Here is a 24,722-nt window from a genome sequence, read left to right as displayed (position 1 = left end):
TTGGGGGGAGAAAAAACTGGGCGCGGGGTCTTGGTCGAGGCCGGCGAGTTTAAAAAACCGCGTTCACCACTCAGGCCGCGCCGCGACGCTGGCGGCGTCGGAGCGAAGGCCCAAGGCCGTGAGACGGGCCCGTCGGGCGGCCTGCCTTGCATCCACCAGCGCCTGCGAGAGATGCAGCGAGTACCATCGGCGCACCAGCACGCGCTCGTCCTCGGTGACCGCATGGTCCCATGCCTCGGCGTAGTCCACATCCATCACGTGTATGTCGTAGTCCAGTGCCAGCCACTCGTCCAGCATCCGCGGGTGCCGGCGGCTGGACGGGAACGTGCGCACGCACCACACGTCCAACGGTTCCGCGCATGTGGTGAAGCTGCGGTACGCGGCGCTCCATGCCATGCCCACGGCCACGCGCTCGGCGCGCGATTCGGTCTCGGCCACGCCCATCGCGTCGGCCAGATACGAGTAGGCCACCACTGGGTCCGTGCTTCTGCTGTGTTCGGTGATGTAGTCCAGCGCTGTCGCGTCGCAACCCGGCGGGCACACGATTATGTGCATCCTTGCGCCGTAACCGTACAGCACGCGGTCCTGTCGGCTGGCGTTGCAGTGCTTGCAGGCGCGGCGGATGTTGGCCACGGTCGCTTTGCCGCCGTGTGAGTGGGGCACGATGTGGTCGTCCTCCTCGCCCACCACGGTGCATCCCGGCAACCCCAGCCAACAGGTGTTGCCGTATGTGGCGATGACCTCGGCGCGCACGCACGGGTCGATGACCTGCCTTCTGCCCATGGCTATCGCTCCTTCCGTGCGGCGAGCCACATGTCAAGGTCGGCCAGCTCGTACAGGATCGGGGAGTTCGGGGCCTCGCCGCTTCGGAAGTACGCCGGCCCCGTGCCCTGGTCCCGCATCCGCTGCATCGTGCGCCGCGACACATGCAGATACCTTGCGGCCTGGCTGACGGTGAGTTTCACGCGCGGGTTCACAGCAGACCAACCCATGCCTTGAGCGACGTGATCAGGTCGTCGCGGTCGAACCCGTAGTTACCGGCGATGCGAAAAGGCTTGGGCACAATGCCCTCGCTGACCAGCTGCTGCATCGCATGGTCCCCGGTAGGGTCGGCGGTCGGGCTGATACGGTCCAAACGAAGCAGATTGATGACGATGGAACGATCGACAGTAGCGGTACCGGTCGTATCATGTTCTAGCGTCGGCAGATTCCACCGAACCGCGTTCCTCATATCCCGAGCCCTGACCGCCTTGCTGGTCACATGCTCACGGCGGTACTTCTTCTTAATCTTCCTTCGTTCCCTTGTCGGCACGTAATCAACTGCATAACCCATGATGTTCTCCAATCAGCTCGTAGGCGGTTAAGTGGGTAAGTCCTGTAATCGATGGAATCAATGAATTTCGGATGGTGGAAGGTTAGAGCGGGGAACCATAAGGCGGGAAAACAAGAATCAAGAAGGTTCCTGATTCCCGTTCTTCCCGAAGGGTTCCCACATGTGAAGCATTTCGGCATGGAGCCAAGGCCGTCGCATATGGTCAGCGGCGCAAGGCCGCGACGAAGGTCAACGCACGTGCCACCCCACGCATGGGGCCGATGGTGCCGCTTTCGTCCCTGGGAACACGACACGTGCGTTTAGCTGCAACCCGCACGCCTCCCCGCTAGGGACGCTTCAACCACCACGCCACACGTGGTGTGTTTGTAACGCGCTGGGCAAGGCGCGGCCGGGTGCTTCATCACGCCTCGCACGCAACCGACGGTCGGCGTGGTCAAAGGCATATTCGGTTATCGACGGCGCAAGCCGTCACAGATCGCCGCCGCGTCTTCGCCGCACCGCATCGTCATGAGCCAACGAATCAGTCACGCACGAGCGCAACTGCTCCAACTGCGGGCGGGTCAGCACCACCGCCGCGCGAACATCACCGGAGTCGAACGACACACGGAAGATACCCGGATAGGCCTCGTAATTATCCACGCAGACCCTAGTAGCCGTACCCATACCGACTCCTCTCGTCATCGTCGTCCCACAGCCACCGCCAGAACGCGCACAAACCAACCGCCAGCAGCACCGACGGCAACACAGCCACGACGCACAGGCCACGTAGCACGGTCCTACAGATGGCGCGCATGCTTCGCCTCCCTGATGGCCCTGGCAATCTCACGATTGACCGTCACCAACTCACCCATCGACAACCCATCCACGTCCAACAACTGCCCACGGATGTCCGCGAGGACATGGAAACGATAAGGATTGCCACCATCGGTCACCCTGCAAAACACGTCAAACGTGTCGCTGGTGGACTCAGGCTTCAGATACGGCACGAGACACCTCCGGTTGTAGATTGAACGTCATGAATGGAATTACGAATTGGTTTCAAAACATCGACATGGGTGACCCGAACTGGGTCATGGCGATTTGCGCAATATTGACAATCATCGGTGGGGCGGGCGCGTTCATCGTCAAAAAACTTATTGGCCTCGTTAGCAAAGCGTCCCGGAAGGAAACACCAGCGGAAGGGCCTGCGACGCCAATCACGAATGACGAAATAGACGCCATGTTTCCAGCAACAACGCCGGCAACTCGCAAGCCACCCATGCCGCCCAAGTTCAGAATCGACATCGACGAAAGCGGGTCGCGCTTCGTCCTTACCAACATCGGAGGCCCCGCGCGCAACATCTCCGTGTTTGCCGAAGCGGTCGAGGGAACCTACACGAACACATGGAACAACTATCTCGGAAGAACCGATAGCGAACCATGGGGGCTGCCCGACGTCCACTTCTTCAACATTGGACTGCCGAAACTGCGAGAGGAGCGTCAACAAGGCGGCACCGCGTTCTTTGACGGACACGTGGAGGACGGGGACGGCAAAGCCCATTACCCCATCAAATTCACCATCGTCTGGGACGGATGCCCTGAACCCGTGGAGATCATTAAAACCATCAACTAACATCCGGGGCCTCCGTAATCCGGCCCGACAGCGCTTCGCCAAGCTCGTCGCGCAACGCTTCGGCCTCGGAACGATCCAGAGGAACAACGAGGTTCCCCACCGAACCGGCACGCGAGAACTCAACGAAGAACACGGCGGGACAATGCGCCAGACGGCTTACATGCACCGCCACACGTTCCACGCCAGCCATCACGCCACCTCCAACGGTTTCGCATAATCAGAACGACCAAGAAGGAAATCGACGCTCACATCGAAGAAATCAGCAATGCGGGTCAAGTCGCGCAAGGTGAACGGTCGCGTGCCGCACATTTTGTTGGAAAAGGTCTGCTCATGCATACCGAGAGCGGCAGCAAGGTCGCGCTGCGTAACTCGGTTTTGCCGGAGTAAGTATCGCACATTTGCTGTAACTCTGACGTTCTTAGCTAAACTCACATGTTAAGTATTACAGCCCAATGTGCATGTTTGGCAATTCTCGGCGTGTTGCAAAGTTAAACAACTGTGTTTAATATGGAACCTATGACAGCAACAATAACAATGCCCAGCACCGCCAGCATGGCGGCCGGCGATGTGGCTATAACGAACATCAACATGATTATTTCTGTCCGTCATATCCCCAAGAAGGATGTGGCGGCGATTCTTGGCAAGTTTCCGCAGTCGTTCTCGCGCATGCTCAAGATTGGCTATCCGTGGACCTTTGACGACATGGTGAAAGTTGCGAATTATCTTGGCGTAACGCTTAACGATCTTACTGACGTTAATTTGACGGCGGCAAAAGTCCTGCAAATGCAAAAAACCGCCGTCCCGGATGATTCCGGGAACGGCGGTCAATTGGTAGCGGGGCATGGATTTGAACCATGGACCTCTGGGTTATGAGCCCAGCGAGCTACCGAGCTGCTCCACCCCGCGTCGGCTTGTCTTTAAGACAGCTCTATTAACTTTACGATTACTTCCAAATATGTCAAATCGGCGTGTCGCGCTCGTTTGGCCGTGTAAAACAGCGCCACGAATAGCGCGTTATCCATTTTTCCTATACCCGTTTCGACCGATCGCCGGCGCAGAGGAGTGCGCCATATCCGACTCCGCACCATAATAGAAGCATGCCTATCAAGATTCCCAGCGGCCTTCCGGCCAGAGACATTCTCGACTCCGAGCGTATTTTCGCGCTCGAAAAGCCCGAAGCGGAGCGTCAGCGTGTGCGCCCGCTTAAGTTGGTGATCCTGAATCTCATGCCGAAGAAGGTTGAGACGGAAACTCAGCTGCTGCGCCTGATTTCGAAGAGTCCGCTGCAGGTGGAGATCGATTTCATGAAGACCTCCACGCATAAGGGTACGCATGTGAGCGCCGACCATTTAGTGAAGTTTTACGAAACCCTCGACGCGTTCCAAGACAACTATTACGACGGCTTCGTGGTGACGGGTGCTCCCGTCGAGCATCTTGATTTCGAGCAGGTCGATTATTGGGATGAGTTCAAAAAGATTCTCGACTGGGCTTCCACGCATGTGTTTTCCACCATGTATTTGTGCTGGGGTGCGATGGGTGCGCTCAATTACCGCTATAACGTGCGCAAAGAGAATCTTCCGGAGAAGATTTTCGGTGTGTTTCCGCAGTATTTGCAGGATGAATACTGCTTCCTGACGAACGGTTTCGACGAGATCTGCCTGCAGCCGCATTCTCGCCTTGCAGGGGTGAGCGAGGGTGATGTCGCCCGCAATCCCGAATTGCAGGTGCTTACGTGGGGTCCGAAATCCGGTCCTGGTCTGATCGCCACCCGCGATTTTTCGGAGGTGTTCGCGCTTGGACACTGGGAGTACGGCAAGTACACCTTGGCCGAGGAGTATGAGCGCGATATGAAGAAGGGGATGACGAACGTGCCGTTCCCCGAAAACTACTTCCCGCATGACGATCCACAGCTTGAGCCGGTGTTCGCGTGGCGTGCCCACGCGAATCTGTTGTGGCGTAATTGGCTGAATTGGGTGTATCAGACCACGCCATACGATTTGAGCGAGGTTCCGCAGCTTCGTGCGCAGAAGCGTCTTGGCATGGATCGTTCGATTCGCCATCAGCCGGGTTCGCCGCGTGTCGATGCGTTCGCGCCGTTCGTGCGCGACGGCTACGGCGTGATCCACGACTGAATCCAAGGTCCCTTCCGTAACATTGCGGAAGCCGTCGATGTGCTGAAGATGCAGATAATCCGCGTGATACGAATCGCGTGATTGTGTGCATCTTTTTTGTTTGTATCAATCGCATTCGTCTGTGATTTATCGGTGTTGGCTGAATTGGTCTAAAAGATCTCCGACACTCGATAGATATGGTGAAACGTTTTACTGAAAACATGCGGTATGCTGGATAACGTCGACTATCCGACGAATCACAGAGCCGTGTCTAGTTAGTCCAGCTTGAAGCGAAACGCCGGAAAAACTAAATGGCCGTAAGGAAAACTCCAAGTGTGTGGACGTTGTCTAGACACGGGCTAATAATCCTATCCAGCCATTCGGAGTCGAATGCGTCGCACGGGACTCCGGTCGCGTCGATGCATACTTCGAAGTACGCTTTGGTTAAGTAACCAGAACGTCACATTCGACTCGGTTGTTGGGCTAAACTAACAGCTGACACAAGAGCAGGAGGCGTGAATGATTGGTGCATTGGGGAAGGGCATGCTGACCATCGCTGATGGTCCCGAGATGCCCAGTATCGATGACTTCCTTCCCGATCCGTTCGTTTTTCAGGGCACGCCGTTCGCCATTAACCGCATCATCCTCGTTCGCATTCTTGCGACCGTCATCATGCTGCTGGTTCTCGGAATTACGGCAAGCCGTGCAAAGCTCATCCCCAGCCGTTGGCAGGGAGCAGTCGAATGGTTGATCGAATTCGTCCGCGACAACATCGTCTATCAGGTGATGGGCGAGCTGCGCGGCAAGCGTTACGTGCCGATGATCACCACCGTGTTCTGCACGTTGCTGGTCTTCAATCTGTGTGGCATCATCCCGGGCTTTAATATCGCGGCAAGCGCAACGATTACGCTGCCGTTGGTGTTCGCCATGTGGTGCTTCTGCCAATACTGGATTGCAGGCATTCGTGAAAAGGGCCTTGGCCACTTCCTGAGAGATGAGATCTTCCCGAAGGGCGTTCCGGCCCCGATCTACATTCTGCTGTCCCCGATTCAGCTGCTTGAGCTGCTGATTATCCGTCCGTTCTCGTTGACGATCCGACTGTTCGCCAACATGGTTTCGGGCCACTTGATTCTTGCGCTGTGCCTTTCGGCCACGCAGTACTTCCTCATTGATGTGGTGAACAAGGTGTTCATGCCGTTCGGCGTCATCACTTTCGCAGCTGGCATGTTCATGTTCCTGTTCGAGGCGCTGGTCGCCTGCCTGCAGGCTTACATCTTCGCCATCCTGACCACCGCATACATCAATATGAGCTATCCGGAGATCGACTGACCGCCGGCTTTTTAATTGTTGCTTCTTGTCAAGCAATAACCAGAAAGGAAACAATCATGGATATCGTTACCCTCGCTGAGGTTGCCGGCAACCTGAACGTCGTTGGCTACGGCCTCGCCGCCATCGGCCCTGGCATCGGTCTGGGCATCCTGATCGGCAAGACCATCGAAGGCACCGCTCGCCAGCCTGAGCTCGGCAGCCGTTTGCAGACCCTCATGTTCCTGGGCCTGGCATTCGTCGAGGTGCTGGCACTGCTCGGCTTCGTGCTCGCCTTCATCAAGTAAGACTTGATTCAAGGTAACACCGAAGACGCAAACGAACATGAAAGGAGGAAGACACTATGGTGACCGCAGCTAGCGAAATGGAATTGTTCCTTCCGAAAAGCTACGACATTTTCTGGTCGTTGGTCATTCTGATCATCGTCGCCGTGTTCTTCTACAAGTTCTTCCTGCCGAAGTTCCAGGCCGTGTTCGATGAGCGCGCTGCCAAGATCGAAGGTGGCATCGCCAAGGCCGAACAGGCCCAGAAGGATGCCGATGAAGCCAAGGCGAAGTACGAGGCTCAGCTGAGCAAGGCGCGCGTCGAGGCATCCAAGATCCGTGACGACGCACGTACGGAGGCATCGCACATCATCGCGGACGCACGTACCCGTGCCGAAAGCGATGCGGCGCAGATCACCGCTACCGCCCAGCGTTCCATCGAATCGCAGCAGCAGCAGGCTCTGGTGAGCCTCAAGGGTGAAGTTGGCGTGCTGGCAACGGCACTGGCCGGCAAGATCCTGGGTAGCAAGCTCGAGAATAACGATGTGCAGTCGTCGATGATCGACCAGATGATCGCCGACATGGACAGCGACAAGAAGTGATCGAAACCTTCAAGAAAGGGAGGTGACCAATGCGAGGAGAAGCATCGCGTATCGCAGATCGCGTTTCGCGTGACTCGCTGGCCCCCAAGCTGCGTAACAGCGGTGAGGACGCATGGCGTATCGGGAACGAGCTGTTCACGATCACCAGCGCGCTTGACCACAACATCCAGCTTGAACGTGCCCTCACCGACCCGTCGCGCCCAGTCGAAGACAAGGTTGCGGTAGTCAAGACCCTGATCGGGGATCAGGCCCATCCACTGGTGATGGAGATCATGTCCGATCTGGTGTCCCGCCGTTGGAGCCGCGTGTCTGATATCGCCAATGCCGTTGAGGATTTCGGCGTTGACGGCATGATGTACTACGCGGACCACACCAATACGACTTTGCAGGTCTCCGTCGAGCTTGCCGAGTTGCATTCCGCACTGCTCAACCTTCCGGTCGTGCGCACCAAGCTGTATGACGCAACCGTTCCCAGTGAAGCCCGTGTCAAGCTGCTGTACAGCCTGATTGGTGATGCGGATTTCACCAAGGTGACCAAGCGTCTGGCCGAGCACGCGACCTGCAATCTGCGCAATCGCCGCTACCTGCAGACTATTCAGTGGCTGATCAACAAGTTCTCCCGTCATATGGGCGAATCGATGGTCACTGTTACCACGGCAACGCCGTTGAGCAAGGAGCAGGTGGAAAAGCTCGTCGCCATCTATACGGCGAAGACCGGCCATTCGGTGCACATCAACTCTGTGGTCGATCCGACCGTCATGGGTGGCATGCGTATCCAGGTGGGCGACGAGGTCACCGACAACACGGTGGTCGCACAACTGCAGCATCTTCAGCGCACGGTGAAGGCAACCGCCTAACGGTTCGCCGCACGGTGAACAAGCCTGAAACAAGACTTGACTGAATTTATAAACAACAATAAGGAGTGATCATGGCAGAACTTACCATTGATCCCACCACGATACGCAAGGCGCTCGATGAGTTCGTCGAGTCGTACAAGCCGTCGGACACCCCGACCCAAGAGGTCGGTTATGTCGCGACTGCTGGCGACGGCATTGCGCACGTGACGGGACTGCCTGGTTGCATGGCCAATGAGCTGCTGACCTTCGAAGACGGCACGCTTGGCTTGGCGTTCAACCTTGACGCCCGCGAGATCGGTGTGGTTATCCTCGGCGACTTCGCAGGTATCGAGGAAGGCCAGGAAGTGCGTCGTACCGGCGAAGTGCTCTCCGTGCCCGTCGGCGACGGCTACCTTGGCCGCGTCGTGGACCCGCTAGGCAACCCGATTGATGGTCTTGGCGAGATCAAGACCGAAGGCCGTCGTATTCTCGAGGCCCAGGCACCTGACGTTATGCATCGTCATCCGGTTGACGAGCCAATGTCCACCGGTCTGAAGGCCATCGACGCAATGACGCCTATCGGCCGTGGCCAGCGCCAGCTCATCATTGGCGACCGCCAGACCGGTAAGACCGCTATCGCAATCGATACGATCATCAACCAGAAGCGTAACTGGGAATCCGGCGACCCGAAGAAGCAGGTGCGCTGCATCTACGTGGCCATCGGTCAGAAGGGCTCCACCATCGCATCGGTGAAGCAGTCCCTCGAAGAATCCGGCGCCATGGAGTACACCACCATCGTGGCCTCACCGGCTTCCGATTCCGCAGGCTTCAAGTACATCGCACCGTACACCGGTTCCGCCATCGGACAGCACTGGATGTACAACGGCAAGCACGTGCTCATCGTCTTCGACGATCTGTCGAAGCAGGCTGAGGCTTACCGTTCGATCTCCCTGCTGCTGCGCCGCCCGCCGGGACGTGAGGCATACCCGGGCGATGTGTTCTACCTGCACTCCCGTCTGCTCGAACGTTGCGCCAAGGTTTCCGATGACCTCGGCGGCGGTTCGATGACCGGCCTGCCGATCGTCGAAACCAAGGCAAACGACGTGTCCGCATACATTCCGACCAACGTGATCTCCATCACCGACGGTCAGATCTTCCTGCAGTCCGACCTGTTCAACGCGAACCAGCGTCCGGCTGTCGACGTCGGCATCTCCGTGTCCCGAGTCGGTGGCGCGGCACAGACCAAGGCGTTGAAGAAGGTCTCCGGCACGTTGAAGATCTCCTTGGCCCAGTACCGTTCTCTGGAATCCTTTGCCATGTTCGCGTCCGACTTGGATGCGGCTTCGAAGGCCCAGCTGAACCGTGGCTCCCACTTGACCGAGCTGCTCAAGCAGCCGCAGTTCTCCCCGTATTCCATGGAACAGGAAGTCGTCTCCGTGTGGGCCGGCACCCATGGCAAGATGGATGACCTGCCGCTGAACGACGTGCTGCCGTTCGAGAAGGCCATGCTGGACTACTTGGACCACAACACCGATATTCTCAAGACCATCCGCGAGACCGAAGACTTCACCGCCGACACCGAGGCCGCCCTCGACAAGGCTGTGGAAGCGTTCCGTGAGACCTTCGTGACCAGCGCGGGCAAGCCGCTGGTCGAGAAGAAGCCTGACGTCAAGAACGCCACTCCGGTCGAGCAGGAAAAGATCGTCGCAGGAGAGAAGTGATCCATGGGCTCGCAACTCGCATTGAAATCTAGGATCGCCTCCACCGCGTCGTTGGAGAAAATCTTCAACGCGCAGGAGATGATCGCGTCTTCGCACATCGCCAAGGCACGTGACGTCGCCTTGAACGCGAAGCCGTATACCGATGCGATTTTCGACGCCGTGCAAGCGCTGGTGGCCCATACCCATATTGACCATCCGATCGTGAAAAAGGACGAGGACAACCCTCGTGTGGCTGTCCTCGCCCTCACTTCGGATCGTGGTATGGCAGGGCCGTACACCTCCTCGATCATCCGCGAAACGGAATCGCTGCTGGCCCGCCTCGATGCGGCAGGCAAGCAGCCGGAACTGTATGTGTATGGTCGTCGCGGTGTGACGTACTACAAGTACCGCAATCGTGATGTTGCCGGTACTTGGGAAGGCGATACCGACCAGCCCGGCGTGGAAGTCGCAGAGTCCATCTCGAAGGCCCTGATGGACGCCTACATGAAGCCGGCGAGCGAAGGTGGAGTTTCCGAACTCTACATCGTGTTCACCGAATTCGTGAATATGGTTGTTCAGAAGGTGCGCGTGCTGCGTATGCTGCCCGTTGAACTCGTACTTCCGGAACAGCAGGACTCCGGCCCTGTGCCCGAATCCGATGCCGATGCCGCGACCCCGCTTTATGCGTTCGAGCCGAGCGTCGACGAAGTGCTTGACGCGATTCTGCCGAAGTACATCCAGTCCCGTATTCATGAATGCCTGCTCACAGCGGCGGCATCCGAGACTGCAAGCCGACAGAACGCCATGCATACGGCTACAGACAATGCCCGCAGCCTGATCGACGACCTGACCCGCAAGCTCAACGCTTCGCGACAGGCTTCGATTACCCAGGAACTTACCGAAATCATCGGCAGCGCCGACGCGCTGAATAAGAAGGAAGAGTAGGAACGCATATGGCTGAGAATCAGACCACAGCGGCTCCCGAGACGGCTGCAGAGCCGACCGCTGGACGCGTTACGCGTATCCAGGGTTCGGTTATCGACGTCGAATTCCCGGTGGGCCACCTGCCCGACATTTACAACGCACTTACCGTTGAGCTGACCAACACCGCCAACGAAGAGGGCGAAACCACGAAGAAGATTACGCTTGAGGTCGAACAGCACCTCGGCGACTCCACCGTGCGTACCGTGGCGTTGAAGCCGACTGACGGCCTCGTTCGTGGCGCCACCGTGCTTGACACCGGCGGTCCGATCTCCGTTCCTGTTGGCGATGTGACCAAGGGCCACGTGTTCGACGTGTCCGGCAACATCCTCAACAAGAAGGATGACGAGACCATCACGGTTACCGAGCGTTGGCCTATCCACCGCAATCCGCCGGCATTCGATCAGCTGGAATCCAAGACCCAGATGTTCGAAACCGGTATTAAGGTCATCGATTTGCTGACCCCGTACGTGCAGGGCGGCAAGATTGGTCTGTTCGGTGGCGCAGGCGTCGGCAAGACCGTGCTTATTCAGGAAATGATCCAGCGAGTCGCCCAGAACCACGGCGGTGTGTCCGTGTTCGCAGGCGTCGGCGAGCGTACCCGTGAGGGTAACGATCTGATTGGCGAAATGGACGAGGCTGGCGTTCTTGAGAAGACCGCACTGGTCTTCGGCCAGATGGATGAGCAGCCGGGTACCCGTCTGCGCGTGCCGCTGACCGCACTGACCATGGCAGAGTACTTCCGTGACGTGCAGAACCAGGATGTGCTGCTGTTCATCGATAACATCTTCCGTTTCACCCAAGCTGGTTCTGAGGTGTCCACCCTGCTCGGCCGTATGCCGTCCGCAGTGGGCTACCAGCCGAACCTGGCTGACGAAATGGGTGCCCTGCAGGAGCGAATCACTTCGACCCGCGGTCACTCCATCACCTCGCTGCAGGCCATCTACGTGCCGGCCGATGATTACACCGACCCGGCTCCTGCAACGACCTTCGCCCACCTGGATGCAACCACCGAGCTTTCCCGTGACATCGCTTCCAAGGGTATCTACCCGGCAGTGGATCCGTTGAGCTCCACTTCGCGAATCCTTGATCCGCGTTACGTGGGCCAGGCTCACTACGATTGCGCGAACCGTGTCAAGGCGATTCTGCAGCGTAACAAGGAGCTGCAGGACATCATCGCCCTGATTGGTATCGACGAACTCGGCGAAGAAGACAAGACCACTGTGAACCGTGCCCGTAAGATCGAGCAGTTCCTCGGCCAGAACTTCTACGTCGCTGAAAAGTTCACTGGTCGTCCGGGCTCCTATGTTCCGGCGGACGAGACCATCGAAGCCTTCACCCGTATTTGCGACGGTGTGTATGACGACGTTCCGGAGCAGGCATTCTCCGGTATCGGCGGCATCGACGATCTCGAGAAGAAGTGGCACGACATGCAGAAGGAATACGGTGCGTGATGGCCGGATTGACAATGCAGGTGAACATCGTCGCCGCCGACCACCCTGTGTGGCACGGTACGGCGAAGTCCGTCACTATTCCGGCTTCTGAAGGCGGAATGGGCATCCTGCCCAACCACGAGCCTGTATTGACCGTAATCAAGGAAGGAACCATCGTTGTGGTGGATCCGGATGGCAGCCGTCGCTCCTTCGAAGTGACCGACGGTTTCATCTCCTTCGATTCGAACAAGCTCACCGTTGCGGTTGAGCGTGGACGTGACGTCAAGATGGCCGAGTAGCACTCGGTAGCATACTTCTGACGGTCTGTCTGTTGTGATTGCAGCAATCGCATATGATTGCGATTGATGCAGTTGCGGCAGACAGGCCGTTTTTCTTTTCAAAAACGGTATTGATCAAAAAAGATTGCATTTATCACAGATTCGGGGCTTACGGCAATCATGGTAGGGTAGTGCCTCGTGCGAATTATTGTTGCTGATTGCTCTGCCGAATATTCCGGACGTTTGAATGCGTCCTTGCCGCTCGCCAAGCGAGTGCTGCTCATCAAAGCCGACAACAGTCTGCTGATTTTTTCCGAACTCGGATCGTACAAGCCGCTTAATTGGATGGCGGCGCCCTGCACCATCAAAGACATCACTCCGGATCATGCCGATGACGATGCCGAAACGGAAGTGCCGCAGAAAGTCATCCGTGCTTCGGCAGACAAATCCAATGACGTGCTCGAAGTGACCTTACAGCATATTTATTCCGATGAAACGTACGATTTGGGCGAAGATCCAGGACTGATCAAAGATGGCGTCGAAGACCATCTGCAAAAATACTTGGCTGAACAGATCGAACGCATCGGTGAGGGGGCGACGCTCGTGCGCCGTGAATATCCGACTGCCATTGGGCCGGTCGACATCATGGCTATTGACGCCAGTGGCAAGCATGTTGCCATCGAAATCAAGAGAAACGGTGGTATCGACGGCGTTGAGCAACTCACCCGCTACTGCGAACTGCTCAACCGCGATCCTCTGCTAGCCCCCGTACGTGGTATTTTCGCCGCGCAGACCATCACCCCGCAAGCCCGCGTGCTCGCCCAAGACCGCGGCTTCGACTGCCTGATCCTCGACTATGACGAAATGAAGGGCACTGAAGACGACTCCTTACGACTCTTTTAGATGCAAGCCTAGCGAGCGGCAACGGAGTGTCGTCGCGCTGAGCCGTATAACGGACAATCCGGAGGACTGCCCGTAGACGAAGTGAGCAACTTGTTGCGAAGGCCGCGCAAGGCGGTACCTCGGTCGACGTACTTTTGCACGCCTTTCCGCGGTACGCCTTGCCACACATGCATTGCCGCATTCGCTCCTCGTGGGCAAGGCTTTGGCCCACGAAACGTGGTGTTTTAGTAGGCGGCGAGAATGTCGACGACGAAGACCAGCGTGGAGTTCGCCGGAATCTTATCCTTCGCCTCGCTGCCGTAGCCGAGGCTCGGTGGCACCACCAGCAGCACCTGGGAGCCGACGGTGTGGCCGGCAAGACCCTGCTTCCATCCCTTGATCACGCCGTCAAGCGAGAACGTGGAGGATTTGCCACGATCCCACGAGGAATCGAATTGCGTGCCGTCCAGCAGCCAGCCGGTGTAATGCGCCACTACGGTCTGCGTATCCTTGACCTCGGCACCTTCGCCCTTGATCAAATCCTGCGAAACCAACGTGTCGGAACCCTTGTAACCGTTCATGTCGATCGACGGCTTGCCATCCTTCGCAAGCGTGATTTTCGGCAGATCGGCAGGCACGTCATGCACCTTCGTGCCCGTTGCCTTCGTCAGATCCTTCGACTTTGACACGATCGTGAGCACCATCAAATACGACGTGCCAGCGGAATTCGAATCGTTCACGCCGAACGCAATCGTGGCGTTAAGCTTCTGATCCTTGAAAATGTTGTAATAATTCTCAGTCATCTGACTGGTGTCGGAAGTGACCACCGTGGAGCAATCGGGGGTGTTTTTCTCCCATGTGCTCGCCAACTCGGAACCGTCCTTGACATTGATGGCGATACCCTGCGTGCATATGCGGTCGCCGTCTTCGATCTGGTTGCCGTTGCCTTTCTGCAGTACGACGTAGCTGTTGTCTTCTACCGTCATAGGGGTTTTGAAGGAGACGGTCGGCTTTTCGCCGGGCTTGCCCGTGGCGGTCACGCCGGCAATCTGGTTCATCTTCGACGAGGAGTTGGAGGAAGACGATGACGAATCGGAAGATGAATCTGACTTCGCGTTGGAACTTCCGCATGCCGCGAATCCCAGGCACATGATCGTTGTGCAAGCGGCTGCGACGGCTTTGAAAAGAGTAGATTTGCGCATAGATTCCACCTTAGTGGCAATCATTGATTTTCATAGTTTTTTCAGGCTTTTGCAGAGGGGCAATGTAGAATGGTGAATGCTATGACTTTATTGCAGGAAGAACAGGAAAAGCCGCAGTCCAAGGTGGGTCCCACGCGACACGCCAAGATCATGCGCGGCATTGTCACGCCTATTTTCGGTTTGCTTGCCATTACTTGCATCGTGCTTGGCGTCTTGAACGCGACGATCTGGAAGCCCTCGACACAGGTCTCGGCGTCCGCCACGGTCACGGGACCACAGTATGTGGTCACCGATCCGAATGTGCTGCAATTGGTTGATGATCGCGTCACCATTTCGGCGAAGTCCCGAGACAAATCTGCGAACGTTTGCATCGCCATCGGTTCCGCCCGTGATGTTGCCGGATGGATCGCGGGATCCAAATACGTGCGCGTCACCGGGTTGTCTGACTGGTCCACCCTGTCCACGTTGAAGGCCACGGCCCAGGGCACTGCTGATAATTCCGAAGGCCAAGTCGCGTTCCAGGATTCCGACATGTGGCGCACAGTCAAATGCAATGCCGGTTCCGTTGACATGCAGATCAAGGGTGCTAATACGAATAATGCCGAGGATTCCGTTGCGATCATCGATTACGGCGATCGCAAGGGAGGCTCGGTCGTGCTTGACTGGACCCGTCGTTCGCTACTGAATTTCGCCATGCCGTTCTATCTTTCCGGCGGATTGCTGGCAATACTTGCGGTACTTTCGGCTTCCGTGTTCGCCATGCCTCCGCATAAGCGTCGCAATAAGCGCGCGTTTGCCATGGTTGATGGCATCGGTTCCACGCAGGGAGACGATGATGAGGTTGCCGCATGGGTGAAGAACGCCGAAGCGAGTGCCGCCCGTAGTGAAAAGAGCGGGTCGAAGCGTACGCGTCGTCGCCATGCGAGCCATCGTGCGACCGTTTCGGAAAATACGCAGAACGAGACGGCGCAACCTACGATTGTCGATCCTTCCGCTCGAAATTTGGTTGCCGACCAGCAGAATGCTGCCACTGGTGGCGTTGACGAAAACGACGATTTCGAACAGACTTCCGTGATCTCGCCAGACGAGCTTGCCGCATATTTCGCGCGTCTCGCACAAGAGGAAAGCAGTGCGTCCGTAGCGTCCTCGGGATCTTCAGAATTCGCGGTATCCGGCGAAATTAACGTGTCCAACGAGGTCAACGAAACGGCCGGAACGGCCGAGCCGGTCGAATCCAACGAAACATCCGAATCCAACGAAACATCCGAATCCAACGAAACATCCGAATCCAACGAAACATCCGAAAACAACGAATCAGACGAATCTGACAACGAGGAGGCCAAGTGATGAAGAAGCGTTTCAACGCAATCGCGGCGGCCGTGCTCGCATTGGGAATGGTCGTTGGCATGTGCGGATGCGAGGGGCAGCTGCCGCAGCCGAAAACCACGCAACGTCAGGATGCGCCGAATCTGACCGCCAAGCAGGAGAAAACCATCCGTACGGATATTCTCACAACGCTTGACCAGTGCAATAACGACCGCAATATCGACGCCCTCGGCTCGATTTTGGAGGGGCCGGAACTTGAGATTCGCACAAGCGAACTTCATGTGGCGCAGGTCACGGGCAATCTTGACCGCAAGACCACGATTCCAACCGGTCTGGCGCAGGCTGTGATCTCCACAGATAGTGGATGGCCACGTTCGGTGTTTTCCATTACTTCCACCACGGACGACCAGCAATCCAAGCGTCTGCTGGTGTTCCGTCAGGATTCCGCACGCCAAAACTACAAGCTGTGGGGTGTGGCGCGACTGTTTTCGGGCGTGAAGATGCCGAGTTTCGAGATTTCCAAGACCGGCAGCGAGCAGGGTACGGAAAAAGACACCGGTCTGGTCATGACCCCGAAGGATGCGGTCGCTGCATATGCCGACGTGTTGCAGAATGGTGCGGCCAGCCAGTATGCGCAGCAGTTCGCCGACGATGATTTGCGTACGAAGCTTGCCGATCTGACCGAACAGGTGCAGAAGGCCATGGAGCTGAACGAGGGATCGCAGCAGCAGGTGTTCACGCCGGTTGACGGTGCCATCAGCGTCATGCGTTCCGCGGATGGTGGCGACTTGGTAGTGGCGCAGATCAATTCCGAATGGACGCGTTCCGCTGGTGCCGGACGTGAATCGCAGCCCGCTTCCGATGCGGAAAAAGCGCTGTTTGGCAACGGTCAAGCCACCAGCACCATGAAAACCACGTATGTGAATGTGATCGCGCTGTACGTGCCTCCGGCAAATTCCGGCGAGAAGATTACCTCAGTCGGTTCCGAACGCCAGCCGGTCAGGGTTGAGGCGCTGTAATCGTCGCGATTGCGCGATTGCGCGTAAGCTTGGGGCGAACGTTTGCGATGCGTGTTGCGCTGGGCGCTTAATGTTGTTGATTGTTGATATTTAGGAGGCAAGCATGGCAGGTCAAAGGCCGTTTAATCCGGGAGTTTCCTTGGCGGGGGCCGTCGATCTTGAAGCGTTGAAGCATCAGGTGAAGGCCGAACCGGGGCAGGCTGGAGGCGCTCCGGCCGCTGGGGGTTACGTGATCGACACCACGGAGAACACGTTTCAGGCCATGGTGCAGACGTCGGCCACGTTCCCGATTCTGCTGTTGCTGTGGGTGCCGACCGATGATCGCCTGTTCGACATGGCACGCCAGTTGGGCGATGCCGTGAACCAGTTAAACGGCCAGATTCAGCTGTCTCGTATTGATATCGCGTCGAATCCGTCAATCGCGCAAGCGTTCCAAGTGCAGGGTGCTCCCGCGTTGTTCGCGTTGATCAACGGCCGCCCGATGCCGATTCTGCAGGGCTTGCCGTCTGCCGAGGAAATGCAGCAGATCGTGGACGCGGCGATTCCGAATCTGGTTGCTGCCGCACAGCAGGCTGGCGTGACCGGTTCCGCGCCGTATTCGGGCGATCCGGATTCCGATGCGGCAAATTCCGCCGCCGGCGCTCAGGAGGTGCCTCCGGAGCATCAGGAGGCGTATATGCTGGCACAGCAGGGCGATTACGCTGGTGCCGCAGCCGCGTACGAGAAGGTGCTTGAAGCCGATCCGAACGATGCCCGCGCAGCCCGCGAGCGTGCGAAGGCGTTGCTGTTGGCCCGTTCCGCCAATGCGAACGTGCGTGAGGTACGTGCCGCCGCTGCCGACAACCCTGATGATGTTGAAGCGCAGCTTGCCGTTGCTGACATTGATATGATCGGCGGTCAGATTCAGGATGCGTTCGACCGTTTGCTGGATTTCGTTGCGGCCGGTCACAAGGCTGATATTGAACCGGTGCGCAAGCGTCTGCTGGAATATTTCACGATTCCCGAGTCGACTGACGAGCGGTTGAAGCGCGCCCGCCGTCGCCTCGCCACGCTTATGTACTGATACGTTTATTGACTTAGATACCGTTTTGGGTACCGTTCAACCGTAGGCTGACAACCAAATCGTTCTTTACGGCCTACGGTTGTTTTTTTAAAAAAAAAAGACTTATTCCATACGATTGGTGCCGAAATAGTCAAGGAATTGCGGTCCGTCCGCTTCCAGTTCGGCTTCGAATTCGGATTTCCATCGTGAATATGGATTCGCTGCAAGTCCTTCATTGCTGAACCGCGATTGGTCGGTGATTTCGGTGGTGCAGAATTTCGGGATCACCAGATTGGTGACGGGTCCGATACGTTCCGCTTCCGCAATGATCAGGGGAGCGTTGGTGCCGCCGAATACGTCGATGTTCCAGCCATCTTCGTCGATCCAGTCGGTGAAACGGTTTTTGATGGTTACGTGTCCGCCGCGTTTGATGAGCTCTCCTGCGATGCGCGAATCCAAGTCTCGGCTCGCCTCATAGCGCGTGCCTCCTACGGACGGCCCCTTCACGGTGACTGATCCAAGCTGGAATTCGTCGCGATACTTTTCGAGCACGGCCAGCGGGTCGAGGTCCGGAGTCATGGCGATGCGAACGGACTTTGTTTTCAATCGTACGCGCAACGCGTAATTATCCTGATGAACGTAATAACTTTGCACGATTAATGTCGGACTGTCGCTGTCATCCAACTGCGTTGGCAAAGCACGGCAGAAAAAACGGCGCATGTATTCGAAATCGCCTATATTTCTGCCTGAATCCTCAACCATATTCTCAGTCTAGTGGAAAATACGCGGTAAATGACGTTATTGTGCCGCAAATTATGACGTAATACTCTTCGTTCCCCGTTCTATACTCGTCACCTCCCCTTCATAGTTGGGTATGTTGCCGAAAACCCATTCAGACTTACTTTGCCAACATGATGATTAAGATTCAAAGACCATTTTTCCGTAAAAAGTGTCGCTTTCATCTCAAGGCAGTGTAAAGTAGGTTGACGCACGGGTTTGTAGCTCAGTGGATAGAGCGTCTGTCTCCGGAACAGAAGGTCGTGGGTTCGATCCCCATCAAGCCCACCACAAAGACATGTGAAGGGCCGGGGCGCTGAGCCGGTATTTGGAACATGGGACAATGCGCGTCGATTCCATGGGTACAGTGATTGTTTGAGATTGCGTTGTCGTGGTTTGCCGCGGCCTGAACGCAAGCAAGATGCAATAACACATTCTTCAAAGGAGAAACATTATGAGCGAGAAGATGGAAGAGGTTGCGACTTCTGAAGCCCCGGCGGCGCTGGGCGCTTACAGCCAGGCTGTGAAGGCCAACGGTTTCGTGTTCGTCTCCGGCCAGCTGGGCATCGACCCGGCCACCGGCGAACTGGCTGGCGAAACTGCCGGCGAGCAGGCATCCCAGGCGCTGAAGAACATCAAGCACATTCTTGACGCAGCAGGCACAGGCATCGAGCACGTCTGCCGTGCCACCATCTACATGAAGAACGTCGAAGACTTCCATGAGATCGACGACGTGTACGCGCAGGCCTTCATCGGTTCCGTGAAGCCGGCCCGCGTCGCGTTCGGCGGCAACAACATTCCGAAGGGCGCTCTCGTCGAGATCGACGCCATCGCTGTGCTCTGATTTCAGTGCGCTGATTGCAAATCTCCAGGGAATTCCTTTTCAGGCTCGTATGCGGTTTCTTACGCTGCATGCGAGCCTGTTTTGTTTATGCAACCTCATGATTGCCGCAAAAGTGAACAGCAGGCAACATGTTTCCACCGATTTCCGTATAGTAATGCGTTTGGGTATTGTGCAAACGCATGCAAACGCAAGAACGCGCCCAGCCAAATATGAAGGAGCAGTCGCGCATGACCGAATCGCAAGTCAACGCATCTACTGCAGGCACTGACGCCGCTGAATCCGCTGAAGTCGAGCAGGGCGGTCTTGAACGTAAGATGGAAACTCGCCATCTGACCATGATTTCGCTGGGTGGCGTGATCGGCACTGGCTTGTTTCTCAGCTCCGGCTACACGATTCACCAAGCCGGCCCTCTTGGCGCGATCATCGCGTATGGCATCGGATCCATACTTGTGTATTTTGTGATGCTCAGCCTCGGCGAACTGTCGGTGGCTATGCCGTATGCCGGCAGTTTCCACCTGTATGCGAAGCGTTTCATCGGCCCCGGCACCGCGTTCACCATCGCCGTGCTGTATTGGTTGAATTGGGCGGTGGCGCTCGCTTCGGAATTCACGGCCGCTGGTCTGCTGATGCAACGTTGGTTTCCTGATTCGCCCGCGTGGATTTGGTCCGCCGCGTTCATTGCAGTGGTGTTCATGCTCAATATTCTGTCGGTGCGACTGTATGGCGAGTCGGAATTCTGGTTTGCGTCCATCAAGGTGTTCGCGATTATCGCGTTCATTGTGGTCGGCTTGCTCGCCATGTTTGGTGCGATTCCGATTGCCGGTTACGATCATGCTCCGCTGTTTGAGAATTTCTATGATGACGGCTGGCTCCCGAATGGTGTGATCCCGATTTTCTCGACGCTGCTGACGGTGGTGTTCGCGTTTTCGGGCACTGAGGTCGTTGGTGTTGCGGCGGGGGAGACGAAGGATCCGGCGCAGGCGATTCCGAAGGCCGTGCATACTACGGTGTTGCGTCTTGCGATTTTCTTCATCGGCTCGATCGCGGTGATGTCCGCGCTGATTCCGTGGCATCAGTCGGGTGTCGATGCGAGTCCGTTTGTGCTCGTGTTCCAGTCGATCGGCATGCCGTTTGCCGGCGATGTGATGAATTTCGTGGTGTTGACGGCGGTGCTGTCCGCTGCGAATTCCGGCTTGTATGTGTGCTCGCGTATGGTTTGGTCGCTTGCGCAGGAGGGTATGATTCCGCGCGCGCTCGGCAAGACGAATTTCCATGGTGTGCCCGTGTTCGCGGTGTTTTTCAGTATGGCCGGATCGCTGTTGGCGTTGCTGTCTTCCGTGGTTGCCGCTTCGACGGTGTATTTGGCGTTGGTTGCGGTTTCCGGCTTGGCCACGCTGGTGGTGTGGGCGTCGGTTTCCGTCTGCCACTTGCGTTTCCGCAAGCAGTGGCTTGCTCAAGGCCATTCGGTTGACGATTTGAAGTATCGTGCCCCCGGTTTTCCGTTCGTGCCGATCGCTGCGATTGTGATGTGCATTGGCGCATTGGTTTTGGTGATTTGCGATCCGTCGCAGCGCTCTACATTGCTGTATATGATTCCGTTCGTTGCGATCTGCTATATCGGCTATTACGCTTCAGTGGCCTGGCACAGGAAGCATGGCAAACTGCAGGATGATACGCGGGGCGATACGCAAGGCTGATTCTGTCTGCATAATCGGTAGACTTGGAGGAATGAGTCCAGAAGCGCTTAGTGAACTGATTTTCAATATTGCCAATAACCTTGTGAATGAAGGCAAGGCTGGCACCTTGACCACCGATCTCATCCCTCCACAGGCCAAATTCGCCGTCATGCGTCCGAAGGACCGCGCGCACGGCGATTGGGCGTCGAACGCGGCCATGCAGCTGGCTAAGAAAGCCGGCATGAAGCCTCATGATTTCGCTGAATTGTTCGCTGCGGAACTTGCCAATGCCGATGGTATCAAGTCCGTGGAAGTGGCCGGCCCCGGCTTCATCAACATTGTGCTTGATTCCGCGTCCGCTGCTGCCGTGGTTGACACCGTGCTCAACGAGGGTACGAACTACGGTAAGAACGACCATCTTTCCGGCAAGACCCTGAATCTTGAGTTCGTTTCCGCCAATCCGACCGGTCCGATCCATATCGGCGGCACCCGTTGGGCTGCGGTCGGCGATTCCATGGCCCGCGTGCTTGAGGCGAACGGTGCCCAGGTGGTGCGCGAATACTATTTCAATGATCATGGCGAGCAGATCAATCGTTTCGCGAAGTCGCTGGTTGCGGCCGCTCACGGTGAGGAAACCCCGATCGACGGTTACAAGGGTGCTTATATCGATGAGATCGCGCGTCGCGTCATCGATGAGGCCAATGCCGACGGCATTGCGATTCTCGACCTGCCGCGCGTCGACGGTGGCGCTGACAACGATGGCAATCCGTTGGGTGAAGGCGATTCCGAACAACGTGAGGAATTCCGCAAGCGTGCAGTGCCGATGATGTTCAACGAAATCCGCAAATCCATGAAGGATTTCCGTGTGAACTTCGACGTGTGGTTCCATGAGAACAGCCTGTATTCCGATGGCGAAGTCGACAAGGCGATCGCCGATCTGCGTGAACGCGGCGACATTTACGAAAAGGATGGCGCAACCTGGTTCGAATCCACCAAGCATGGTGACGACAAGGATCGTGTGATCATCAAGTCCGACGGCAACTACGCGTATTTCGCAGCTGATATTGCTTACTATCGCAACAAGCGCCATCGTGACAATGATCCGGCAGATATCGCCATTTACATGCTGGGTGCCGACCATCACGGCTATATCGGCCGCATGATGGCCATGTGCGCCGCATTCGGCGACGAACCTGGCGAAAACATGCAGATTCTTATCGGACAGCTTGTCAACGTGCTGAAGGACGGCAAGGCAGTGCGCATGTCGAAGCGCGCCGGCAATGTGGTGACCATTGACGATCTGACCGACGCTATCGGCGTGGATGCTTCTCGTTATTCGTTGGCACGCACCGACTACAATTCCCCGGTCGATATCGACCTGAACCTGCTCGCTTCGCATTCCAACGAGAATCCGGTGTACTACGTGCAGTACGCGCACGCCCGCTCCTGCAATGTGGACCGCAATGCAGCCGCAGCAAACATCACCTACGAGGGTGCCGACGTGAGTCTGCTCGACACCGCCGCCGACGGCGAAGTGCTTGCCGCGCTCGCCCAGTGGCCGGCCCTGCTGCGCGAAGCCGGCGACCTGCGCGCCCCACATCGTGTGGCCCACTACTTGGAAGATCTCGCAGCCACCTACCACAAGTGGTACAACGTGGAACGCGTGGTGCCTATGGAACTCACCGATCCGGAAGCTCGCGGCGAACAGGCCGAAGCTCTGCGCATTGCCAAGGCTCCGGAACCGGCTCGTGCGGCTGCACGTTTGAAGCTCAATGACGCAGTCAAGACGGTTATCGCCGAAGGTCTTGACCTGCTTGGCGTCGCAGCCCCAGACCGGATGTGATCGCCATGGCAGTCACCCCCATCTGGCCGGCCGGCTCCGACGTGAACGAACAAGGTGAAATCACGTTCCATGGCCGCACTGCCGAAAGCCTACTGAACGAATTCGGTTCGCCGCTCTACGTTATCGACACTGATGACGTGCGAGCCCGTGCCACTAAATTCGTCAAGTCCGCGGCAAATGCGTTCAACAACACCGTAACCCACGTCAGTTTCGCCGGGAAAGCACTGCTTTCCAAGGAGATCTGCCGCATCGTCACCGAATCCGGCATGCTGATTGACACCTGCACCATGGGCGAGATGCGTATCGCGCTTGCCGCAGGCGTTCCCGGAAGACGACTCGTGCTGCACGGCAACAACAAGTCCGATGCGGAAATCGAACTCGCCATTACCGAAGGCTTCGCCAAAATCGTGGTGGACGAGCCGAACGAGCCGGCCCGTATCGCCGAAATCGCCAAGCGTCTCGGCAAGCGCGCTCGCGTGATGTTGCGTGTTACGTCCGGCATTCATGCGGGCGGTCACGAGTTCGTGTCTACCGCGCACGAAGACCAGAAGTTCGGCGTCGCCTTGCTGCCGGCCGGTGCCGATGCGAGCAAGCTGAACGTGCTTGACGATCTGACCGACGTGACCCCCGCAGGCTCGAACGCACGCCTAGGCGAAAGCGAAAGCGCAGAACGCCAGCTGCAGTACGACATCAAATACCCGTACGACATGAGCCACGAGAAGGTTTCCGAAGGCGACCGCAAACTCGCCGAAGCCATGACCATGGTGGCTGATGGTCCCGCGCTCGCCGTATTGAAGGAGATCTACCGCCATCAGGACGTGCTCGAACTGGTCGGCGTGCATTCGCATATCGGTTCGAACATTCACGATGCGGACGCCTTCATTCAGGCCGCGAAGCGCATGATGCTGCTGCGCAAGACCTTCTACGCCACCGACGCATACACACTGCCGGAGGTTGACTTGGGCGGCGGCTATTCCGTGGCCTACACCGATGGCGAGGATTCCATGGATCTCGATACGGAACTTGCCCGCCTTGCCGATGCGGTCACCGCCGTGAATCGCGCGCTTGGCATGCCCGCTCCGGTCATTTCGTTCGAGCCTGGCCGTTGGACGGTCGCTCCGACCGGCGTCACCTTGTATCGCGTGGGCACGGTCAAGCCGGTTCAGCTTGCCGGAAACGCGAAAGACAAGGCCGGAAATCCGGTTACGGAACGCGTGTACGTGTCTGTTGACGGCGGTATGAGCGACAATATTCGCCCGGCATTGTACGGATCGGATTACACTGCGAAAATCGCCAATCGTGAGGGTTCCAGCGAAACCAAGTTGTGCCGTGTGGTCGGCATGCATTGCGAATCGGGCGATATCCTCGTCAACGAGGTGCGTCTTCCTGCCGACATTCAGCGCGGTGACGTGCTTGCGGTGCCTGTTACGGGCGCATACGGTCGCACGATGGCCAGCAATTACAATCAGGCGCTGATTCCTGCGGTTGTTGCCGTATCCGAGCAAGATGCGCATGTGATGATCCGCCGTCAGACGGTCGACGATCTGCTGGATTGGGATGTGAGCGAATAGCGATTCGTGGCGTTTCGCTCGTGTTTCGTATTGTTCATGGCGATTCGTCTCAAATTGCGGACGCA

Annotated in this window: 27 protein-coding genes, 2 tRNA genes and 1 pseudogene; 19 read left to right on the top strand and 11 right to left on the bottom strand. The window is 57.2% G+C overall.

Annotated features, from left to right (window positions below; translation table 11 throughout):
* Nucleotides 1-63 precede the first annotated feature (63 nt).
* The 6 genes from NBH13_RS05480 to NBH13_RS05460 all read right to left on the bottom strand — a co-directional run bounded on the left by NBH13_RS05480 (nucleotide 64) and on the right by NBH13_RS05460 (nucleotide 2,319).
* Complete coding sequence (locus tag NBH13_RS05480; protein ID WP_250779211.1) at nucleotides 64-783, bottom strand: HNH endonuclease; 720 nt, start codon at nucleotides 781-783, stop codon at nucleotides 64-66.
* Nucleotides 784-785: 2 nt separating this feature from the next.
* On the bottom strand, nucleotides 786-992 hold the full coding sequence (locus NBH13_RS08730; protein ID WP_082249121.1) for a helix-turn-helix domain-containing protein: 207 nt from the start codon (nucleotides 990-992) through the stop codon (nucleotides 786-788).
* Nucleotides 974-1,333: a hypothetical protein gene (locus NBH13_RS05475; RefSeq protein WP_188015987.1), complete on the bottom strand. Its 360-nt coding sequence runs from the start codon at nucleotides 1,331-1,333 to the stop codon at nucleotides 974-976. The genes NBH13_RS08730 and NBH13_RS05475 overlap by 19 nt, the downstream gene beginning before the upstream one ends.
* Before the next feature lie 468 nt (nucleotides 1,334-1,801).
* The gene (locus NBH13_RS05470; RefSeq protein WP_164928198.1) at nucleotides 1,802-1,996 is read right to left on the bottom strand and encodes a hypothetical protein; all 195 of its coding nucleotides are present in this window, start codon (nucleotides 1,994-1,996) and stop codon (nucleotides 1,802-1,804) included.
* On the bottom strand, nucleotides 1,980-2,126 hold the full coding sequence (locus NBH13_RS05465; protein ID WP_019727778.1) for a hypothetical protein: 147 nt from the start codon (nucleotides 2,124-2,126) through the stop codon (nucleotides 1,980-1,982). The genes NBH13_RS05470 and NBH13_RS05465 overlap by 17 nt, the downstream gene beginning before the upstream one ends.
* Nucleotides 2,110-2,319 (bottom strand): hypothetical protein, encoded by a 210-nt coding sequence (locus NBH13_RS05460; RefSeq protein WP_019727779.1) that lies wholly within the window; start codon nucleotides 2,317-2,319, stop codon nucleotides 2,110-2,112. The genes NBH13_RS05465 and NBH13_RS05460 overlap by 17 nt, the downstream gene beginning before the upstream one ends.
* Nucleotides 2,320-2,348: 29 nt before the next feature.
* Here NBH13_RS05460 and NBH13_RS05455 point away from each other — a divergent pair, with 29 nt between their 5' ends.
* Nucleotides 2,349-2,945 (top strand): hypothetical protein, encoded by a 597-nt coding sequence (locus tag NBH13_RS05455; RefSeq protein ID WP_164928253.1) that lies wholly within the window; start codon nucleotides 2,349-2,351, stop codon nucleotides 2,943-2,945.
* Here the strand turns inward: NBH13_RS05455 and NBH13_RS05450 are convergent.
* The 3 genes from NBH13_RS05450 to NBH13_RS05440 all read right to left on the bottom strand — a co-directional run bounded on the left by NBH13_RS05450 (nucleotide 2,938) and on the right by NBH13_RS05440 (nucleotide 3,851).
* The gene (locus NBH13_RS05450) at nucleotides 2,938-3,138 is read right to left on the bottom strand and encodes a hypothetical protein (RefSeq protein WP_250779210.1); all 201 of its coding nucleotides are present in this window, start codon (nucleotides 3,136-3,138) and stop codon (nucleotides 2,938-2,940) included. The genes NBH13_RS05455 and NBH13_RS05450 overlap by 8 nt on opposite strands.
* On the bottom strand, nucleotides 3,135-3,377 hold the full coding sequence (locus NBH13_RS05445; protein ID WP_011068447.1) for a helix-turn-helix domain-containing protein: 243 nt from the start codon (nucleotides 3,375-3,377) through the stop codon (nucleotides 3,135-3,137). Before NBH13_RS05445 ends, NBH13_RS05450 begins: the two co-directional genes overlap by 4 nt.
* A gap of 397 nt (nucleotides 3,378-3,774) precedes the next feature.
* A tRNA-Met gene (locus NBH13_RS05440) sits at nucleotides 3,775-3,851 on the bottom strand.
* 191 nt (nucleotides 3,852-4,042) lie between these two features.
* On the opposite strand from NBH13_RS05440, the gene NBH13_RS05435 reads away from it, so the two are divergent.
* The 10 genes from NBH13_RS05435 (at nucleotide 4,043) to nucS (ending at nucleotide 13,378) form a co-directional block, all read left to right on the top strand.
* Nucleotides 4,043-5,077 carry a homoserine O-succinyltransferase gene (locus NBH13_RS05435; protein ID WP_250779209.1) on the top strand — a complete coding sequence of 345 codons (1,035 nt, stop codon included), beginning with the start codon at nucleotides 4,043-4,045 and terminating at the stop codon, nucleotides 5,075-5,077.
* A 498-nt stretch (nucleotides 5,078-5,575) separates the two neighbouring features.
* Nucleotides 5,576-6,385, top strand: a complete 810-nt coding sequence (gene atpB, locus NBH13_RS05430) for a F0F1 ATP synthase subunit A (RefSeq protein WP_144165300.1) — start codon at nucleotides 5,576-5,578, stop codon at nucleotides 6,383-6,385.
* 56 nt (nucleotides 6,386-6,441) lie between these two features.
* Nucleotides 6,442-6,669 (top strand): ATP synthase F0 subunit C, encoded by a 228-nt coding sequence (gene atpE / locus NBH13_RS05425; protein WP_003809874.1) that lies wholly within the window; start codon nucleotides 6,442-6,444, stop codon nucleotides 6,667-6,669.
* Between the two features lie 56 nt (nucleotides 6,670-6,725).
* Nucleotides 6,726-7,247: a F0F1 ATP synthase subunit B gene (locus NBH13_RS05420; protein ID WP_099571783.1), complete on the top strand. Its 522-nt coding sequence runs from the start codon at nucleotides 6,726-6,728 to the stop codon at nucleotides 7,245-7,247.
* A 29-nt stretch (nucleotides 7,248-7,276) separates the two neighbouring features.
* Entirely contained in the window at nucleotides 7,277-8,104 is an 828-nt protein-coding gene (locus NBH13_RS05415) for a F0F1 ATP synthase subunit delta (RefSeq protein WP_099571782.1), read from the top strand.
* 71 nt (nucleotides 8,105-8,175) lie between these two features.
* Nucleotides 8,176-9,804 (top strand): F0F1 ATP synthase subunit alpha, encoded by a 1,629-nt coding sequence (atpA, locus tag NBH13_RS05410; RefSeq protein ID WP_099571781.1) that lies wholly within the window; start codon nucleotides 8,176-8,178, stop codon nucleotides 9,802-9,804.
* Nucleotides 9,805-9,807: 3 nt separating this feature from the next.
* On the top strand, nucleotides 9,808-10,728 hold the full coding sequence (locus NBH13_RS05405; RefSeq protein WP_004223300.1) for a F0F1 ATP synthase subunit gamma: 921 nt from the start codon (nucleotides 9,808-9,810) through the stop codon (nucleotides 10,726-10,728).
* 8 nt (nucleotides 10,729-10,736) lie between these two features.
* Entirely contained in the window at nucleotides 10,737-12,218 is a 1,482-nt protein-coding gene (gene atpD, locus NBH13_RS05400) for a F0F1 ATP synthase subunit beta (protein WP_039199253.1), read from the top strand.
* Nucleotides 12,218-12,496, top strand: a complete 279-nt coding sequence (locus tag NBH13_RS05395; protein ID WP_034879774.1) for a F0F1 ATP synthase subunit epsilon — start codon at nucleotides 12,218-12,220, stop codon at nucleotides 12,494-12,496. The genes atpD and NBH13_RS05395 overlap by 1 nt, the downstream gene beginning before the upstream one ends.
* Nucleotides 12,497-12,673: 177 nt before the next feature.
* Nucleotides 12,674-13,378 carry an endonuclease NucS gene (nucS, locus tag NBH13_RS05390; RefSeq protein ID WP_099571780.1) on the top strand — a complete coding sequence of 235 codons (705 nt, stop codon included), beginning with the start codon at nucleotides 12,674-12,676 and terminating at the stop codon, nucleotides 13,376-13,378.
* 224 nt (nucleotides 13,379-13,602) lie between these two features.
* Here the strand turns inward: nucS and NBH13_RS05385 are convergent, their stop codons facing one another.
* Nucleotides 13,603-14,559, bottom strand: coding sequence for an FKBP-type peptidyl-prolyl cis-trans isomerase (locus NBH13_RS05385; RefSeq protein ID WP_250779208.1), 957 nt, complete (start codon nucleotides 14,557-14,559; stop codon nucleotides 13,603-13,605).
* A 69-nt stretch (nucleotides 14,560-14,628) separates the two neighbouring features.
* Between NBH13_RS05385 and NBH13_RS05380 the strand changes: the two are divergent.
* From NBH13_RS05380 to NBH13_RS05370, 3 genes and pseudogenes are all read left to right on the top strand, one after another.
* A pseudogene (locus NBH13_RS05380) lies at nucleotides 14,629-15,720 on the top strand (hypothetical protein); the annotation flags it as partial.
* A 185-nt stretch (nucleotides 15,721-15,905) separates the two neighbouring features.
* Nucleotides 15,906-16,904, top strand: a complete 999-nt coding sequence (locus NBH13_RS05375) for a DUF8094 domain-containing protein (RefSeq protein ID WP_099595050.1) — start codon at nucleotides 15,906-15,908, stop codon at nucleotides 16,902-16,904.
* A 103-nt stretch (nucleotides 16,905-17,007) separates the two neighbouring features.
* Entirely contained in the window at nucleotides 17,008-17,967 is a 960-nt protein-coding gene (locus NBH13_RS05370) for a tetratricopeptide repeat protein (RefSeq protein WP_099595049.1), read from the top strand.
* Nucleotides 17,968-18,069: 102 nt separating this feature from the next.
* Here NBH13_RS05370 and NBH13_RS05365 read toward each other — a convergent pair whose 3' ends face one another.
* Entirely contained in the window at nucleotides 18,070-18,708 is a 639-nt protein-coding gene (locus tag NBH13_RS05365; RefSeq protein WP_099571775.1) for a CYTH domain-containing protein, read from the bottom strand.
* A 230-nt stretch (nucleotides 18,709-18,938) separates the two neighbouring features.
* Here NBH13_RS05365 and NBH13_RS05360 point away from each other — a divergent pair.
* From NBH13_RS05360 to NBH13_RS05340, 5 genes are all read left to right on the top strand, one after another.
* Nucleotides 18,939-19,014 (top strand) — tRNA-Arg (locus NBH13_RS05360).
* Nucleotides 19,015-19,177: 163 nt separating this feature from the next.
* Complete coding sequence (locus NBH13_RS05355; RefSeq protein ID WP_099571774.1) at nucleotides 19,178-19,567, top strand: Rid family detoxifying hydrolase; 390 nt, start codon at nucleotides 19,178-19,180, stop codon at nucleotides 19,565-19,567.
* Between the two features lie 314 nt (nucleotides 19,568-19,881).
* Nucleotides 19,882-21,264, top strand: a complete 1,383-nt coding sequence (locus NBH13_RS05350; protein WP_099571814.1) for an amino acid permease — start codon at nucleotides 19,882-19,884, stop codon at nucleotides 21,262-21,264.
* Nucleotides 21,265-21,295: 31 nt separating this feature from the next.
* Nucleotides 21,296-23,086, top strand: a complete 1,791-nt coding sequence (argS, locus tag NBH13_RS05345; protein ID WP_250779206.1) for an arginine--tRNA ligase — start codon at nucleotides 21,296-21,298, stop codon at nucleotides 23,084-23,086.
* Between the two features lie 5 nt (nucleotides 23,087-23,091).
* Nucleotides 23,092-24,657 (top strand): diaminopimelate decarboxylase family protein, encoded by a 1,566-nt coding sequence (locus NBH13_RS05340; RefSeq protein ID WP_144171227.1) that lies wholly within the window; start codon nucleotides 23,092-23,094, stop codon nucleotides 24,655-24,657.
* Nucleotides 24,658-24,722 lie beyond the last annotated feature (65 nt).

It is taken from the genome of Bifidobacterium intestinale (assembly GCF_023656765.1).
GTDB lineage: Bacteria > Actinomycetota > Actinomycetes > Actinomycetales > Bifidobacteriaceae > Bifidobacterium > Bifidobacterium hominis.
This window is presented reverse-complemented; position numbering and strand designations above follow the sequence as displayed.

What these genes read in the sequence shown, in the direction of transcription:
- NBH13_RS05480 (WP_250779211.1), bottom strand. Translation starts at nt 783, where the DNA reads ATGGGCAGAAGGCAGGTCATCGACCCGTGCGTGCGCGCCGAGGTCATC.
- NBH13_RS08730 (WP_082249121.1), bottom strand. Translation starts at nt 992, where the DNA reads ATGGGTTGGTCTGCTGTGAACCCGCGCGTGAAACTCACCGTCAGCCAG.
- NBH13_RS05475 (WP_188015987.1), bottom strand. Translation starts at nt 1,333, where the DNA reads ATGGGTTATGCAGTTGATTACGTGCCGACAAGGGAACGAAGGAAGATT.
- NBH13_RS05470 (WP_164928198.1), bottom strand. Translation starts at nt 1,996, where the DNA reads ATGGGTACGGCTACTAGGGTCTGCGTGGATAATTACGAGGCCTATCCG.
- NBH13_RS05465 (WP_019727778.1), bottom strand. Translation starts at nt 2,126, where the DNA reads ATGCGCGCCATCTGTAGGACCGTGCTACGTGGCCTGTGCGTCGTGGCT.
- NBH13_RS05455 (WP_164928253.1), top strand. Translation starts at nt 2,349, where the DNA reads ATGAATGGAATTACGAATTGGTTTCAAAACATCGACATGGGTGACCCG.
- NBH13_RS05435 (WP_250779209.1), top strand. Translation starts at nt 4,043, where the DNA reads ATGCCTATCAAGATTCCCAGCGGCCTTCCGGCCAGAGACATTCTCGAC.
- atpB (WP_144165300.1), top strand. Translation starts at nt 5,576, where the DNA reads ATGATTGGTGCATTGGGGAAGGGCATGCTGACCATCGCTGATGGTCCC.
- atpE (WP_003809874.1), top strand. Translation starts at nt 6,442, where the DNA reads ATGGATATCGTTACCCTCGCTGAGGTTGCCGGCAACCTGAACGTCGTT.
- NBH13_RS05420 (WP_099571783.1), top strand. Translation starts at nt 6,726, where the DNA reads ATGGTGACCGCAGCTAGCGAAATGGAATTGTTCCTTCCGAAAAGCTAC.
- NBH13_RS05415 (WP_099571782.1), top strand. Translation starts at nt 7,277, where the DNA reads ATGCGAGGAGAAGCATCGCGTATCGCAGATCGCGTTTCGCGTGACTCG.
- atpA (WP_099571781.1), top strand. Translation starts at nt 8,176, where the DNA reads ATGGCAGAACTTACCATTGATCCCACCACGATACGCAAGGCGCTCGAT.
- NBH13_RS05405 (WP_004223300.1), top strand. Translation starts at nt 9,808, where the DNA reads ATGGGCTCGCAACTCGCATTGAAATCTAGGATCGCCTCCACCGCGTCG.
- atpD (WP_039199253.1), top strand. Translation starts at nt 10,737, where the DNA reads ATGGCTGAGAATCAGACCACAGCGGCTCCCGAGACGGCTGCAGAGCCG.
- NBH13_RS05395 (WP_034879774.1), top strand. Translation starts at nt 12,218, where the DNA reads ATGGCCGGATTGACAATGCAGGTGAACATCGTCGCCGCCGACCACCCT.
- NBH13_RS05385 (WP_250779208.1), bottom strand. Translation starts at nt 14,559, where the DNA reads ATGCGCAAATCTACTCTTTTCAAAGCCGTCGCAGCCGCTTGCACAACG.
- NBH13_RS05375 (WP_099595050.1), top strand. Translation starts at nt 15,906, where the DNA reads ATGAAGAAGCGTTTCAACGCAATCGCGGCGGCCGTGCTCGCATTGGGA.
- NBH13_RS05370 (WP_099595049.1), top strand. Translation starts at nt 17,008, where the DNA reads ATGGCAGGTCAAAGGCCGTTTAATCCGGGAGTTTCCTTGGCGGGGGCC.
- NBH13_RS05365 (WP_099571775.1), bottom strand. Translation starts at nt 18,708, where the DNA reads ATGGTTGAGGATTCAGGCAGAAATATAGGCGATTTCGAATACATGCGC.
- NBH13_RS05355 (WP_099571774.1), top strand. Translation starts at nt 19,178, where the DNA reads ATGAGCGAGAAGATGGAAGAGGTTGCGACTTCTGAAGCCCCGGCGGCG.
- NBH13_RS05350 (WP_099571814.1), top strand. Translation starts at nt 19,882, where the DNA reads ATGGAAACTCGCCATCTGACCATGATTTCGCTGGGTGGCGTGATCGGC.
- argS (WP_250779206.1), top strand. Translation starts at nt 21,296, where the DNA reads ATGAGTCCAGAAGCGCTTAGTGAACTGATTTTCAATATTGCCAATAAC.
- NBH13_RS05340 (WP_144171227.1), top strand. Translation starts at nt 23,092, where the DNA reads ATGGCAGTCACCCCCATCTGGCCGGCCGGCTCCGACGTGAACGAACAA.